A 14787-nucleotide genomic window follows, 5' to 3' on the forward strand; every position below is an offset into this window, starting at 1 on the left:
CGATTCTCGATTGATCGAGATTCATTGACAATTCCCTCCTGCTTTTACAAGCTGTCAAGTCTGACTTGACACTGAATGCTTCCGACCATTAAACGGGACGGATCAGGAGACGCGACGCATGGACCTGAACGCGCTGACGCTGCTCGTCGAGATCCTCGACGCCGGCAATCTCAGCAAGGCCGCGCAGCGGCTCAAGATGAGCCGCGCGAACGTCAGCTACCGGCTGAACCAGCTCGAGCGCTCGATCGGCCAGCAGCTCGTGCGGCGCACGACGCGGCGCATCGAGCCGACCGAGATCGGGCTGAAGCTGTACGAGCACGGCCGGCGCATCCGCAACGAACTGCTGGCCGCGCAGGAATCGGTGACGACGCTCGGCCAGGACCTGCAGGGCCGCGTGCGGCTGTCGGTGCCGAGCGGCTACGGGCAGATGGTGATGTCCGACTGGCTGCTTGCATTCAAGCGGCTGCATCCGGGCATCGTGCTCGACGTCGTGTTCGAGAACCGCGTGGAAGACCTGATGCGCGACGAGATCGACATCGCGGTGCGCGTGATGCCGGAGCCACCGCAGAACCTCGTCGCGCGCGACATGGGCGCGGTGCGCTACGTCGCGTGCGCATCGGCCGCCTTCGCGGCCGAGCACGGGATGCCGGCGAGCCTCGGCGCGTTGTCGGCCTCCCCCGTCGTGACCGCGACGGTCATGGGCCGGCAGCTCAGGATCGCCGCGTATCTCGGCGACGAGCGCCACGAGGTGCTGCTCGAGCCCACGCTGATTTCGGAGAACTTCCTGTTCCTGCGGCAGGCGATCCTCGGCGGGATCGGCGTCGGCATCGTGCCCGACTACGTGATGCAGGACGACATCCGGCGCGGCACGGTCGTCACGTCGCTCGACGCGTACCGGCTCAGCATCTTCGGCACGCACATGTACATGCTCTACATGCCGAACCGGCACCACACGCGTGCGACCTCGACGTTCATAGAGTTCATCCTCGAACAGGCCGGAAAGACCGGCCGGGGCGGGCCCGGCGCGATGCGTCAGGGTTTCCTGTCGGGTGACAAGCCGCCGGCCGCGCGGCGACAATAGCGCGCCCGGGGCGGGCAGCCGCGTTGCGCCGGCACCGTCGCCTCCTTCGAATTCACTGCTGCCGAGGGTTCAATGTTCGACCGGATTCGTCCGCATTCGCGCTCCTGGACGCTGCTCGCCGCCGTCGCGCTCGTCGCGTTCAACGCCGGCTGCACGTCCCCGTCCACGCCGCCGTCGGGTGCAGTGGTGCCCGTCGCCGCCGCATCGGGCGCCGCCGTGCCGCTGCCCGGCTTCCACGCGCCCGAGCTGTCGTCCGGCTGGACCGACAAGCCGGGCTGGACCTCGCAGCACTTCATGATCGCCGCCGCGAACCCGCTCGCGACGCAGGCCGGCTACGACATGCTGAAGGCGGGCGGCACCGCGATCGACGCGGCGATCGCGACGCAGATGGTGCTCGCGCTCGTCGAGCCGCAATCGTCGGGAATCGGCGGCGGCGCGTTCATGCTGTACTTCGACGGCAAGGCGACACAGGCCTACGACGGCCGCGAAACCGCACCGGCCGCCGCGACCGACCGCCTGTTCTACGGGCCGACCGGCCAGCCGATGAGCTTCTACGAAGGTGTCGTCGGCGGGCGCTCGGTCGGCACGCCGGGTGTGCTGCGCATGCTCGACGCCGCGCACCGCGCGCACGGCAAGCTGCCGTGGCGCCGGCTGTTCCAGCCGGCGATCCGGCTCGCCGAGCACGGCTTCACGATCAGCCCGCGGCTCGCGATGCTGATCGCGAACGACAAGTACCTGAAGAACGACCCGGCCGCGCGCGCGTACTTCTACAACCCGGACGGCACGCCGAAGGCGGCCGGCACGGTGCTGAAGAACCCCGCGCTCGCGACCGTGCTGCGCCAGGTCGCCGACCGCGGCGCGAACGCGTTCTACAGCGGCGCGATCGCGCGCGACATCGTCACGAAGGTGCGCAAGCACCCGACCAACCCGGGCCTGCTGTCGCTCCAGGATCTCGCGCGCTACAAGGCGAAGGTGCGCACGCCGCTGTGCGCCGACTACCGGCGCTCGGTCGTGTGCGGGATGCCGCCGCCGTCGTCGGGCGGCCTCGCGATCGCGCAGATGCTCGGCATCCTCGAAGCGATGCCCGACTGGCAGCAGATCGGCGCGCAGAAGCCGGTGCGCAACGACGTCGGCTTCGAGCCCACGCCGTTCGCCGCGCACCTGTTCAGCGAAGCCGGGCGCCTCGCGTATGCGGACCGCGCGCGCTACGTGGCCGATCCCGATTTCGTGCCGCTGCCGGGCGGCAGCTGGGCAAGCCTCACCGACAAGACCTATCTCGCGCAGCGCGCGCACCTGATCGGCGACAGCAGCATGGGCGTCGCGCAGGCCGGCACGCCGCAGGGCGCGACGCTCGCGATGGCCGACGACCGCAGCCCCGAGCTGCCGTCGACGTCCGACATCGCGATCGTCGACCGCTACGGCCAGGCGCTGTCGATGACAACGAGCATCGAGGACGCATTCGGTTCGCGGCTGATGGTACGCGGCTTCATGCTGAACAACCAGCTCACCGATTTCTCGTTCGTGTCGAACGACAACGGCCGGCCGGTCGCGAACCGCGTGCAGGCCGGCAAGCGGCCGCGCTCGGCGATGTCGCCGGAGCTCGTGTTCGACAAGAAGACGAAGCAGGTGACGATGGTCGTCGGCTCGGCCGGCGGCCCCGCGATCATCAATCACGTCGCGAAGACGCTCGTGGGCGTGCTCGACTGGGGGATGACGATGCAGCAGGCGATCGCGCTGCCGAACTTCGGTTCGATGAACGGGCCGACGCAACTCGAACGCGGCCGCGTGTCGGACGCGCTCGCCGATGGGCTGAAGGGCCGCGGGCACGACGTGCAGGTCGTCGAGATGAACTCGGGGCTGCAGGGGATCCAGCGGCTGAACGTGCAGGGGCAGACGGTGTGGTTCGGCGGGGCGGATCCGCGGCGGGAAGGGATGGCGATGGGGGATTGAGGGCGATGAGCGACAACTTTACCTATCTGGTCGATCCGGTGGTTTCGCTCGCGGAAGCCCCTGCCGCGGCGCAACGCATGATCGCGTGGCTGCAGGCGCATGAAATCGTCGGTGCGGCGACGCGGGTCGGCGACCTGTATCGCGACTGGTGCCGAACGTATGGACTCGATGGAACCGGCCTCACGGAACGCAACGAGACGGGTTATCCGCCCGGACCACGTTACACCCGTGCGTGCGATGCCCGTGCAGCCTTGCCACCGCCGGTTCCGAACTGGCTGACAGTGATCGTCGAGCGACGCATTTTCGATGCAGGCGGAAACGGTCTCGAGGTATTCTGCCCGTCATGCGAAGCGGAGCAGACGGCATTCGGCCAGGCGTGGAGCGATGCATTCACGCGCTGGTTCCACGGCGACGACGACGCGCCGCTCGTGTGCGCCGCATGTGGCCATCGGCAGCCCGTCACACAGTGGCGATACGACCCGCCATGGGCGTTCGGCCATCTCGGCTTCTGCTTCAAGAACTGGCTGCTGAGTGATGCGTTCATCGCCGAATTCGGCGCCGCATACGGTCGGCCGCTTTCCGTCGTCCATCAGCACATCTGAATACGCGGCCGACCACCGATCGCGCGTCAGCCCCGCCCCTTCCACGGCACGATCCGCCGCTCGACCCACCGCATCGCGAGATCGAACAGCCACGCGATTGCGCCGATGATCAGGATCCCCATCACGACGATGTCGGTACGCAGGAAGCTCGACGCGTTGAGCACCATCTGCCCGAGCCCGGCCGTCGCGGCGACCATCTCGGCCGCGACGAGCGTCGTCCAGCCGAAGCCGATCGCGATCCGCAGCCCGGTGAGGATCTCCGGCAGCGCAGCCGGCAGCACCACGTGTCGCACGATCTGCGCGAAGCTGCCGCCGAGCGAATACGCGGCGTTGATCTGCTCGACCGTCGCCGCGCGTACGCCGGCGCGCGCGGCCATCGCGATCGGCGCGAAGCACGCGAGGAAGATCACGACGAGCTTCGCCGTTTCATCGATGCCGAACCAGATCACGACGAGCGGCAGGTACGCGAGCGGCGGCAGCGGCCGGTAGAACTCCAGCAACGGATCGAGCACGCCGCGCGCAACGCGGCTCACACCCATCAGGATGCCGGCCGGCACGCCGATCGCGGTCGCGAGCAGGAACGCGCCGAACACGCGCGCGGCGCTCCATAGCAGGTGCTCGGATAAAGGCAGCCCACCCTGAATGCGACCATGCCAAGCGTCGACGAATGCCGCCCACACGGCTTCCGGCGAGGGCAAGAACAGCGGCGGCAGCCACTGGCGATGCGTGGCGACCCACCACAGCACGGCCAGCACCGCGACCGTCGCCGTGCTCAAGGCCGCCGTCTTCCCCTCCCCCGGCAACCGGTAGCGGCGCGACGACGGTGCACGACGTTCCGTCGCCCGAGTCCCCGTGCGATCGCCCTGCCCGAAACCTGCGGCCGTCCCGTCGGCCGCCCACGAATCCTGCGTGCTCATGCTGTCCTGCCTCTGCAAAGTGCTGATCCGACCGCGTCCGACCGACGCGCCCTGTCGCACGAGTTCGTGCATCACGCGGCCACCTCGGCCGCCTCGTCGCGATGCAGGTATGCGATCAGCCGCTCGCGCCACGCGATGAAATCCGGTGAAGACTTCACCGCACGCGCATCGCGCGATTCGACGTAGCGGCGTGCGAACGGCAACTCGAAAGTTTCCGCGATCCGGCCGGGGCCGGGCGTCATCACGACGAGACGCGTCGCGAGGAATAGCGCCTCCTCGACATCGTGCGTAATGAAGAACACCGTCTTGCCGGTGCGCGCCCACACGTCGAGCACGAGCGCCTGCATCGTGCCGCGCGTCATCGCGTCGAGCGCGCCCATCGGCTCGTCCATCAGCAGCACGCGCGGGTCGCTTGCGAGCGCGCGCGCGATGCCGACACGCTGCTGCATCCCGCCCGACAGCTCGTACACGCGCGCATGCGCATGACCGTCGAGCCCGACGAGTGCGAGCATCTCCCGCGCCCGTGCTTCGCGCTCGGCCTTCGACACGCGTGCGAAGCGCAGCCCGAGCGCGACGTTGTCGAGCACGTCGAGCCACGGCAGCAGCGCGTACTTCTGGAACACGACGCCGCGGTCGGCGCCGGGGCCCGTGACGGGCACGCCGTCGACGCACACCTCACCGGTCGTCGGCGCGACAAAGCCGGCCATGCAGTTCAGCAGCGTCGTCTTTCCACAGCCTGACGCGCCGAGCGCGACGACGAATTCACCGGCATCGATGCGCAGGTCGACGCACGCGAGCGCCTGTGTCGTCGGCCTGCCGCGCTCGCCTGGATAGGCAACCGATACCTGACGGACTTCCAGCGTGCTCATGCTCAGGACTCCGCGATGATCGCCGCGCTCAGCGCGCGGCCTTCTGCACGAACTGCGGATCGACGCCGGCCGAATAGTCGGCGAGCACCGTCTGGATCGTGCCTTGCGATTTGAGGAAGGTGGCAGTCGCCGCGAGCGACTTCGCAGCGCCCGACTGCGCGCCGCCACCGAGCCACGTCGGCGATGCCTGCTCGGCCGCCGTCGGGAATGCATAGAGCGCGAGGCTCGCCGGCACGTCCTGCGTGTTCGCGCCCGATACCTTCGCGACCGCCGCGACCTGCGGCGAGCCGACCTTCCACGCCGCCGCATGCGCACGGTAATCGGCATCGGCGGCGGCGAGCACCTTCACGAAGCGCGTGACGAACTCGGGGTTCTCGCGCGCGAACTTGCGGCTCACGACGAAGCCGTCGAACGTCGCCTTGCCACTTTCTTTCGCAACCTGGCCCGACGTCGTCAGCACGGTGCCCGACTGCTTGACCTTCGCGAGCACCGGATCCCAGATGTAGGTCGCGTCGATGTCGCCGCGCGCCCACGCCGCCGCGACTTCGGGCGGACGCAGGTTGACGATCTTCACGTCGTTCGGATTGACGCCCGCGGCCTGCAGCGCGACGAGCGTGTGGAAATGCGACGTCGACACGAACGGCACGCCGATCTTCCTGCCCTTCAGCGAGGCGACGTTCGTGACGCCCGAGCCGTTGCGCGCGACGAGCGCCTCGGCATCGTTGATGTTGTCGAGCACCCAGAACAGCGAGATGTCGAGCCCCTGCGACAGCCCGGCCGCGATCGGGCTCGAGCCGGCTTCGCCGAGCTGCACGGAGCCCGATGCGAGCGCGCGGATCACGTCGGCGCCGCTGTCGAGCTTGCGGAACGTGACCTTGTAACCGGTCGCCTTTTCGACTTCACCGCTCGCCTGCGCGTAGCGCCACGGCACCACCATGTCCTGGTACGCGATCACGACTTCGCGCGTTTCGGCGTGCGCCGCGCCGAGCGCGGCAAAGGCGGTCAGCGCGACGACGGCGCGGCGGATGAAGCTGAAACGGGACATGCGGCTCTCCTTCGGAATGCGGGCATTGCTGCGGGAGAGCCGACTATAGGAGCTTTGCGCGCGGCGGGAGCGAACTTATCCTGCGAAGCTATCGATGCCGTTTCAGCTTTGCTTTCCACGCTCGACCGGATTGCGCGTCCGGTCGGGTGGCGATTGTCGTGCCGGGACGCGGAACGCGTGTGTCAGCGTTCGCCTGTCCCGCGTCGCACCGGCCTGCCGAGATACCTGCGCGCTTGCTCGGTCTGCGGGTGCTCGAAAGCGTCTTCGAGATCGTCGAGCTCCCGTACCGTCAAACCGATATCCGCCAATTGACCGATGCGCCGCCAGCTCTGGACGGCATCGAACACGACGCCCAGCACGTCAAGCGCCTGTTCACGCGTCAACGAAAAATGACCGCAGGCATCGAGCAGCATGCCAATCGAATCGATCGGACCCGTATCCTCGGTTAGCCACGTCTTCGATTCGCGCAGCTTGCCGGGCATCGGATTGACGTCGAAGGCCGGTGCCAACCGCCATCGTCGATTGCCGTCATACAGGAAGCCGAGATTCTGCAGATGGTCGTCAGTGTTCGTGATAAGGAGGTTGAACACGAGACGCCGCCAGAGCTCGCGCGCATCATCGAGCGGCCGAGCGCCATGCTGGCGCATCGCATCGACGATCTCCGTATAGGCATGCTCATCGTCACGGGACGCCTGAAGCATCGATGCGGCCGACAGATACGGAATACGAAGATCGTCGCCGGTGCGGTCGAACCGGTCGATGAGCGCGACAGGCGTCTCGCCCACCATCACGCATCGTGCGCCCGCCGCATCGATACCGGCCGTGCGAGCGAGACGCAGTGCCAGCACCTCGGCTCGCGTTACGTTGATCGTATCCCCGATGCTGGGAAACTTGCCGATGGCGAGTCTGCCGTTCTCGTCCAGCACCGTGCATTTCGGGCGCATACCGCCCAGCGACGTACCCTTGCCCTGCAGATAGCGCAGATCGGCGGCCGTGTCGGTGCCCGCCTCGAGCGCGCGAGTGGCATCGGCGATCCGCTCGAGTTCGATGAAAGGCGGCGTGGTCCGCCGCCCGTCCTCCTCGGTCCGCAAATACCGGCCCGAACGACACAGCCTCAGTGCACCGACCCGGCTGAAGTCATCGACCGCACACAAATAATCCAGCTCGTTGAGTGGCCTGAGGTCGGGCTGGGTTCGACGCAGCTTGGCATGCGCGCGATCGATGACGCGCCTCCCCCATGCATCGGGCTCCGTATCGGCAAGCGCGAAGTGAAAGACCGAATCCACCGCGCGCGGTGCGCGACGCGTCTGATAGCCGGCGTGCAGCGGCAGGTCGGGCGAAATCTCGAAGTGATCGGGATGCGTCAACCAGCGCTCGTCATAGACGAACTGGGACAATTCGCGCCGCCCTTGGCTCACATACAGCAAGTGCCCGACCGGCAGCCCGGACGTACCGATGTGCAAGTCCAGTGCTTCGCTGACATCCGGCTTGATCGCTTTACCGTTCATTCGCTGCTCAAAATGCGTGGGGAGTCTTCTTGGACGTGCGAACCCGTCGGGGCAATTGCTCGTCCATCAGCGCGAGCCCGACGTCGTCCTGTGCGCTGTCGAGCAGATCGCTCAGCCGGTCGAGTTCGCCGAACACCTGAAGCACGCGCGCAAGCACATGCAACTGCATGCGCGGATCACCGGCCTCCAGTCGCTTGATCGTGCTGAGTCCCGCTCCGACACGCTCGGCCAACGCCTGCTGCGTCAACCCGCGCCGACGCCGGCCACGATTGATGTCGCCACCCAGTTTCTTGAGCGTACGCTGCACAATGACAGGCAAAGGTCGTTCAACCTTATGGTTCTCAACCGAGCCCTTATCCGATTTAATGGTTTCCATGAGACCCATTATAGGTCGACACTGCCAGATCTCAAGGCAAGCGATCATTAAGAGCTCCAATGAGAACCATTAACCGTTATAAGAGTTCTCATTCGACACCTTAAAGGGTACTCGTTGATGGGCAATACGCTACCGTACCCAACGCTGGCACCGTCGACAGCACAACTCTGGCGTGTTGCGTAGCCCGACACTTCGTCGTCGCATACATCATCGACGGCACCCTGCCGGCACACAATTCGGCCGTTCGGCTAGGCTCCGCGTCCGCACCAACAAAAAAGCCCGCATCGCTGCGGGCTTTTTTCGTGATCGCCGGAAGACGGCGAAGCAACGGCGCTCAGACCACCCCGGCCCCGTGCGCCTGCAGATCGGCGTGATAGCTCGACCGCACCATCGCGCCGACGGCCGCGTGCGTGAAGCCCATCTTGTACGCCTCTTCCTCGTACATCTTGAAGGTATCGGGATGCACGTACGCACGCACCGGCAGGTGGTGCTCGGACGGTTGCAGGTACTGGCCGATCGTCAGCATGTCGACGTCGTGCGCGCGCAGGTCGCGCATCACCTGCAGGATTTCCTCTTCGGTTTCGCCGAGGCCGACCATCAGGCCCGACTTCGTCGCGACGTCCGGATGCAGCGCCTTGAAGTCCTTCAGCAGCTTCAGCGAGTGCGCGTAGTCCGAACCCGGGCGCGCTTCCTTGTACAGGCGCGGCACCGTTTCGAGGTTGTGGTTCATCACGTCCGGCGGGGCGGCGTTCAGGATCGAGATCGCGCGGTCGAGACGGCCGCGGAAATCCGGCGTCAGGATCTCGATGCGCGTTTCCGGCGACTGCTCGCGCACTTCGCGGATGCACTCGACGAAGTGGCCGGCGCCGCCGTCACGCAGGTCGTCGCGGTCGACGCTCGTGATCACCACGTACTTGAGCTTCAGCGCGCCGATCGTGCGTGCGAGGTTCTTCGGCTCGTCCGGATCCAGCGGATCGGGACGGCCATGACCGACGTCGCAGAACGGGCAGCGGCGCGTGCACTTGTCGCCCATGATCATGAACGTCGCGGTGCCCTTGCCGAAGCATTCGCCGATGTTCGGGCAGCTCGCTTCCTCGCACACCGTATGCAGGTTGTGCTCACGCAGGATCGTCTTGATCTCGTTGAAGCGCGAGCTGCCGGTGGCCGCCTTCACGCGGATCCACTCGGGCTTCTTCAGCTTCTCGATCGGAATGACCTTGATCGGGATGCGCGCCGTCTTCGCCTGCGCCTTCTGCTTGGCGGTCGGATCGTAGGCAGGGGTCGCGGCCGAATCGGCCAGTGCGGGGGAAGCGGTAACGTCAGTCATTCGAATGTTGTTCCAGTGCCTGCGGCTTGTCGGCGGCCGCGGATGCGCCGTCGAGGTTGGCGATCAGACGGCGCACCAGCGTGTGGGCGACGTCGTTCCAGTCGGCGGCAACCTCGAGGCTCGCCATGTCGACAGTTTCCAGTCCGGCATAGCCGCACGGGTTGATCGCAAGAAACGGGCGCAGATCCATCTTCACGTTCAGGCTCAGCCCGTGATAGCTGCAGCCGTTGCGGATCTTCAGGCCGAGGGCCGCGATTTTCGCGCCCTCGTGCACGCCGGATGCCACGTAGATCCCGGGCGCACCCGCCTTGCGGACCGAAGCGAGATTATACGCCGCGAGGGTTTCGATCACGGCCTCCTCGATCTTCGTCACCAGCGTGCGCACCATCAGCTTGCGCCGGCGCAGGTCCAGCAGCAGGTACGCGACGATCTGGCCGGGGCCGTGATAAGTGATTTGCCCCCCGCGGTCGACCTTCACGAGCGGCACGCCGCTGTCGGCCACCAGCAGGTGGGACGGGTCGCCGGCCTGGCCGAGCGTGTAGACGGGCGGGTGCTCGACCAGCCAGATCTCGTCGCCGGTGTCGGCCGTGCGCGCGTCGGTGAACGCGCGCATCGCGTCGAAGCTCGCCTCGTAGGTCTCGACACCCCGCCAGCGCACGGTGACCGGCGGGGCCGGCTGATCCGGGGACCCGGCGGGCGATGCGGAAACGGCAACAGGCGTAGACACGATGGAAACCGGCGAAACGGACATGGGCGGTAGTTTACCGAAAACCCGTGGGTCTCGCCGGCCTTGGAGAGGGGACGGATCGCCGGTATCCGTCGGAGGAAATAGTGGTCAGACGGTGCGCCATCCGTCATGGAGCAGCGCGGTCACGCGTTCGCGCAGCCGTGCCAGCCCGCCGAGCGCGACTTCCCGGGGCGGCCGCGATACCGAGAACGCCACGCACGCGCCCTCGCGACCTTCCGCGCTGAGCCACAGCCGCTCGCCGCGGCGCAGCTTCAGCGTCTCGCCGTCGACCAGGAAGTAGTCGTCGACGTCGTTGCTGCGCGTCGCCCACACCGGCCCGCACTGCACCACCAGCCGCGTGCTGCGTTGTACCTTCATCGGCACGGTTTCGCCCGCGGGGATTTCGAACGTGATGCTTGAAGAAATTTCTTGCATGATCGACTCCGCCAATAAGTGCTTCGATGGCTACAATCGTAGTCACTTCAAGGCGTCTGACAAAACGACCAATTTTCACGTCGATGTGAGGAAAATTAGCAAATGGACCTCCGCCAGCTACCTGCGCTGAACGCGATTCGCGCGTTCGAAGCCGCCGCCCGTCACGAGAATTTCTCGCGCGCCGCCGACGAGCTGTACGTCACGCACGGCGCGGTCAGCCACCAGGTACGCGCGCTCGAGGAGGAGCTCGGCGTGCAGCTGTTCACGCGCAACGGCAAGCGGCTGTGCCTGACCGACGCCGGCATGCGCTACGCGCAGCAGATCCGCACCGCGCTGATGGTGATCGCCGATGCGACCCGCGACGTGCGCGCGAGCGACCGCGACCGACGGCTCGTGGTGTCGATGCTGTCGTCGTTCGCCGCGCGCTTCATCACGCCGCGCATCGGCACGTTCATCGAGCGGCATCCGGAAATCGACGTCGAGCTGCAGTCGACCAACTCGCTCACCGATTTCGCACGCGACGACGTCGACATCGCGATCCGCTTTGGTCAGGGCAACTATCCGGGGCTCCATGTCGAGCCGCTGTTCGACGAGGTGTTCTTTCCGGCGTGCGCGCCGACGCTCAATGGCGGCAAGCTGCCGCAAACGCCCGCCGATCTCGCGCACTACAACCTGCTGCGCTCGGACGACGAGCTGTGGCGGCCGTGGTTCGACGCGGCCGGGCTCAAGACGCTGACCGAGCCGAAACGGGGGATTCTGTACCAGGATTCGTCGAACCTGCTGCTGGCCGCGATCGACGGCCAGGGCATCGCGCTGGTGCGCCGCTCGCTCGCGGTGCACGACCTGCTCGACGGGCGCATCGTGCGCCTGTTCGACATCGACGGGCCGAGCCCGTGGCACTATTTTTTCGTGTGTCCGCCGCCGCTCCTGAACACGCCGCGCGTGCAGGCGTTCAGGACCTGGCTGCTTCAGGAAGTCGCCGAATACAAGCGGCTGTGCGACGAGCTGGACGCGCGGCGCGCGGCGGGGAAGACCCCCGCCGAGTGCGCGCAGGAAGGAGGCTGGAAAGCGCTTAGAGTACGACCTTGACCATCGGATGGCCGGTCAGTGCGCGGTAGATGTTGTCGAGCTGTTCCTGGCTCGTCGCCCGCACGGTGATCGTGAGGCCCGTGTAATTACCGCCGCTCGACGCGCGCTCCTCGATCTTCTCGACATCGATCTCGTTGTCGTGAACCGCGACGACCTTGAAGATCGTGTCCTTGAACTCGGGGTGCGCCTTGCCCATGATCTTGATCGGGAAATCGCACGGGAACTCCAGCAGCGACTCCTTCCGGGTATCGATCGCGCCGGTCACCTCGATGGTTTTGGTCGGTTCGCTCATCATTTGCTCCGGGTTAGGTCAAACTGTTCAAACTCGCGCGCTTTCGCGCGCTGGTACGCGTCATACAACGCCGCGAACACGGGGCCCGGCTTGCCGCCCTGCACGGGCAGATCGTCGAGCGACGTGACGGGCAGCACTTCCTTCGTGGCCGACGTGATCATGATTTCGTCGGCTGCGCGCAACTCCACTTCGCTGATCTCGCGTGCAACGAACGGAATCTTGCATTCGTCGGCCAGCTCCTCGATCAGCGCGTAGCGGATCCCCTCGAGGATCTTGTTGCTGCGCGGCGGCGCAAGCAGCTCGCCGTTCTTCACGATCCACACGTTCGACGACGAACCTTCCGTCAGGTTGCCGTCGCGCAGCTGCAGCGTCTCGAACGCATCGCGTTCGGCCGCATGCTGCGCCATCAGCACGTTGCCGAGCAGCGAGATCGACTTGATGTCGCAATGCAGCCAGCGACGATCCTCGGCCGTCACGCAGCGCACACCCTGCGCGCGTTCTTCGGCGGACGGCAGGCGCAGCGGGCTCGTCATCACGAACACCGTCGGCACCGCGTTCGCCGGGAACGCGTGGCCGCGCTTCGCGACACCGCGCGTCACCTGCAGGTAGACGAGCGCGTTGCCTTCGCCGAGCCCTTCGGCATTCGCCGCGACGACGCGCTCGATCAGCGCACGCCAGCCCGCGTCGTCGTGCGGGCTCGCGATGCCGATCTTCTTCAGGCTGCGCTCGAGCCGGGCCAGATGCTGCTCGATCCGGAACGGCACGTGCGCGCCGTCGTGCGCATAAACGGGGACGACTTCATACACGCCGTCGCCGAAGATGAACCCGCGGTCGAGCACCGGTACACGGGCTTCCGACAGCGGCACCATTTCCTCCTGCGACGACACGCTGAGGTAGACGATCGGTTCAAATTCGGCTTGGCTCATAGCTATGACAGATGGGGATGAAGTCGTAAAAACAAAGGCCCGTCGTGCTTACTTCTTCTTGCTGAACATCAGCAGGATCGAGTCCCAGATACGCCCGAAGATACCCGCTTCCGGCACGGCCTGCAGTGCCACAACCGGGAATTCGGACAGCGTCTTGCCGTCGGCGACGATCTTCACGGTGCCGACCTGCTGGCCTTCCGCGAGCGGCGCGATCAGCGGCGCATTGACGTCGACTTCCGTCTTGATCTTGTCGCCGAGGCCGCGCGGCACGGTCGCCCACTGGTCGCCCTTCACGCCGACCTGCACGGTGTTTTCCTTGCCCTTGTAGATGCGCGGCGTCGACATCGCCTGGCCGCCCTTGAACAGGCGCACCGAATCGAACGCGCTGTAGCCGTAGTTCAGCATCTTCATGCTGTCCTGCGTGCGCTCGCCTTCCTTCTGCTCGCCCATCATCACCGACACCAGGCGGCGCTGGCCGTCCACACCCGGGATCGCGCGCTTCGCCGACGCGATCAGGCAGTAGCCGGCCGCTTGCGTATGGCCCGTCTTCAGGCCGTCGACCGTCGGGTCGAGCCACAGCAGGCGGTTGCGGTTGCCCTGGCGGATGTTGTTGTACTTGAATTCCTTCTCCGAGAAGATGCTGTAGTACTGCGGAAAATCGCGGATCAGGTGCGCGGACAGCTTCGCGAGGTCGCCGGCCGTCGTGTAGTGGTTCGGGTCGGGCATGCCGTTCACGTCGGCGAAGTGCGTGCCCTTCATGCCGAGGCGCGCAGCCTCGTCGTTCATCAACGTGACGAACTGCCCTTCGCTGCCGCCCACGAGTTCGGCCAGCGCGATCGCGGCGTCGTTGCCCGACTGGATGATCATCCCGTACACGAGGTCGTGCACGGACACCGGCTTGTTCGCCTCGATGAACATGCGCGACTCGTCGCGGCCGACGCGGCGCACGGCCTCGCTCGGCGTGACGATCTGCTCCATCGAGATCTTCTTCTTGTCGAGCGCCTCGAACACGAGGTACGCGGTCATCAGCTTCGTCAGCGACGCGGGCTCGACGCGTTCATCGGCATTGCCCGACGCGAGCACCGTGTTGCTGGTCGCATCGACGAGCACCCACGAGCGCGCATTCACGCCCGGCGGCGGTACGGCGCCCGGCATGTAGGTCGCGGGCGCGCCGGTGAACTGCTCGGTGGCGGCCGGCGCCGCATGCGCGGCCTTGGCCTTGGCGGCCGGCTTCGCCTCGGCGACGACGATCGTCGACGCGAGCGCGACGGGCAGCATCACGCCGAGCGCGACGTTGCGCGCGGCGGTGCCGAAGGCGATGGAGGAAGCGAGGGACTTGAGGCCTTGGGGAGACAGACGCATGATCGATTCAGGCTGATGGCAGAAAGTGCGGTGCGAAACGCGCAGGGTTGAACGGCAAGGCGGCGGGCGTTTCGGGCACTCGCCCGAAATCGTCGGGCGACGCGAAACGCGCCGGTTGGACTCGTGCGGACGCGTTCGGTTCGCGGCCGTCGCGAGCGGGCGGACAGGCGGCGAAACGAGCGCCGCAATGGGCCCAGCCGGGCCGCGGGCGACGCGGAATCCGGCCATTATACGTGGCCGCGCAGGGCGTTTTCGCGAACCTGACGCCGGACAGTTGCACA

15 protein-coding genes are annotated in these 14787 nt (G+C 66.5%); 4 read left to right on the forward strand and 11 right to left on the reverse strand.

The genetic code is table 11. The annotated features are described in order from the left end of the window. The first annotated feature begins 118 nt into the window (after positions 1 to 118). The 3 genes from BCEP18194_RS21270 to BCEP18194_RS38765 all read left to right on the forward strand — a co-directional run bounded on the left by BCEP18194_RS21270 (position 119) and on the right by BCEP18194_RS38765 (position 3633). Positions 119 to 1081 carry a LysR family transcriptional regulator gene (locus tag BCEP18194_RS21270; RefSeq protein ID WP_011353323.1) on the forward strand — a complete coding sequence of 321 codons (963 nt, stop codon included), beginning with the start codon at positions 119 to 121 and terminating at the stop codon, positions 1079 to 1081. Positions 1082 to 1153: 72 nt separating this feature from the next. Beyond that, on the forward strand, positions 1154 to 3031 hold the full coding sequence (ggt, locus tag BCEP18194_RS21275) for a gamma-glutamyltransferase (RefSeq protein WP_011353324.1): 1878 nt from the start codon (positions 1154 to 1156) through the stop codon (positions 3029 to 3031). 5 nt (positions 3032 to 3036) lie between these two features. Next, positions 3037 to 3633, forward strand: a complete 597-nt coding sequence (locus BCEP18194_RS38765) for a hypothetical protein (protein WP_011353325.1) — start codon at positions 3037 to 3039, stop codon at positions 3631 to 3633. A gap of 26 nt (positions 3634 to 3659) precedes the next feature. On the opposite strand, the gene BCEP18194_RS21285 is transcribed toward BCEP18194_RS38765, so the two are convergent. The 8 genes from BCEP18194_RS21285 to BCEP18194_RS21320 form a co-directional block, all read right to left on the reverse strand. Then, positions 3660 to 4622: an ABC transporter permease subunit gene (locus tag BCEP18194_RS21285; protein WP_011353326.1), complete on the reverse strand. Its 963-nt coding sequence runs from the start codon at positions 4620 to 4622 to the stop codon at positions 3660 to 3662. Beyond that, on the reverse strand, positions 4622 to 5419 hold the full coding sequence (locus BCEP18194_RS21290) for a taurine ABC transporter ATP-binding protein (protein ID WP_011353327.1): 798 nt from the start codon (positions 5417 to 5419) through the stop codon (positions 4622 to 4624). Before BCEP18194_RS21290 ends, BCEP18194_RS21285 begins: the two co-directional genes overlap by 1 nt. 28 nt (positions 5420 to 5447) lie before the next feature. Further along, positions 5448 to 6464 (reverse strand): taurine ABC transporter substrate-binding protein, encoded by a 1017-nt coding sequence (gene tauA, locus BCEP18194_RS21295; protein WP_011353328.1) that lies wholly within the window; start codon positions 6462 to 6464, stop codon positions 5448 to 5450. 182 nt (positions 6465 to 6646) lie between these two features. Next, on the reverse strand, positions 6647 to 7972 hold the full coding sequence (locus tag BCEP18194_RS21300; RefSeq protein ID WP_011353329.1) for a type II toxin-antitoxin system HipA family toxin: 1326 nt from the start codon (positions 7970 to 7972) through the stop codon (positions 6647 to 6649). A 7-nt stretch (positions 7973 to 7979) separates the two neighbouring features. Next, the gene (locus BCEP18194_RS21305) at positions 7980 to 8348 is read right to left on the reverse strand and encodes a helix-turn-helix domain-containing protein (protein WP_050781607.1); all 369 of its coding nucleotides are present in this window, start codon (positions 8346 to 8348) and stop codon (positions 7980 to 7982) included. Between the two features lie 334 nt (positions 8349 to 8682). Then, complete coding sequence (gene lipA / locus BCEP18194_RS21310) at positions 8683 to 9675, reverse strand: lipoyl synthase (protein ID WP_011353331.1); 993 nt, start codon at positions 9673 to 9675, stop codon at positions 8683 to 8685. Next, entirely contained in the window at positions 9668 to 10426 is a 759-nt protein-coding gene (gene lipB, locus BCEP18194_RS21315) for a lipoyl(octanoyl) transferase LipB (RefSeq protein WP_011353332.1), read from the reverse strand. The genes lipA and lipB overlap by 8 nt, the downstream gene beginning before the upstream one ends. 84 nt (positions 10427 to 10510) lie before the next feature. Further along, the gene (locus BCEP18194_RS21320) at positions 10511 to 10837 is read right to left on the reverse strand and encodes a DUF2917 domain-containing protein (protein ID WP_011353333.1); all 327 of its coding nucleotides are present in this window, start codon (positions 10835 to 10837) and stop codon (positions 10511 to 10513) included. Between the two features lie 102 nt (positions 10838 to 10939). Here BCEP18194_RS21320 and BCEP18194_RS21325 point away from each other — a divergent pair, with 102 nt between their 5' ends. Beyond that, the gene (locus tag BCEP18194_RS21325; protein WP_011353334.1) at positions 10940 to 11926 is read left to right on the forward strand and encodes a transcriptional regulator GcvA; all 987 of its coding nucleotides are present in this window, start codon (positions 10940 to 10942) and stop codon (positions 11924 to 11926) included. Here the strand turns inward: BCEP18194_RS21325 and BCEP18194_RS21330 are convergent. Genes BCEP18194_RS21330 through BCEP18194_RS21340 form a run of 3 tightly spaced genes read right to left on the reverse strand, consistent with a single transcriptional unit; the run spans position 11910 to position 14506 of the window. After that, positions 11910 to 12218 carry an HP0495 family protein gene (locus BCEP18194_RS21330; RefSeq protein ID WP_011353335.1) on the reverse strand — a complete coding sequence of 103 codons (309 nt, stop codon included), beginning with the start codon at positions 12216 to 12218 and terminating at the stop codon, positions 11910 to 11912. The two genes, BCEP18194_RS21325 and BCEP18194_RS21330, sit on opposite strands and share 17 nt — an antisense overlap. Then, the gene (locus tag BCEP18194_RS21335) at positions 12218 to 13144 is read right to left on the reverse strand and encodes a D-amino acid aminotransferase (RefSeq protein ID WP_011353336.1); all 927 of its coding nucleotides are present in this window, start codon (positions 13142 to 13144) and stop codon (positions 12218 to 12220) included. The genes BCEP18194_RS21330 and BCEP18194_RS21335 overlap by 1 nt, the downstream gene beginning before the upstream one ends. Positions 13145 to 13192: 48 nt before the next feature. Then, complete coding sequence (locus BCEP18194_RS21340) at positions 13193 to 14506, reverse strand: D-alanyl-D-alanine carboxypeptidase family protein (protein WP_011353337.1); 1314 nt, start codon at positions 14504 to 14506, stop codon at positions 13193 to 13195. Positions 14507 to 14787: the final 281 nt, after the last annotated feature.

Source organism: Burkholderia lata, assembly GCF_000012945.1.
GTDB classification, from domain to species: domain Bacteria; phylum Pseudomonadota; class Gammaproteobacteria; order Burkholderiales; family Burkholderiaceae; genus Burkholderia; species Burkholderia lata.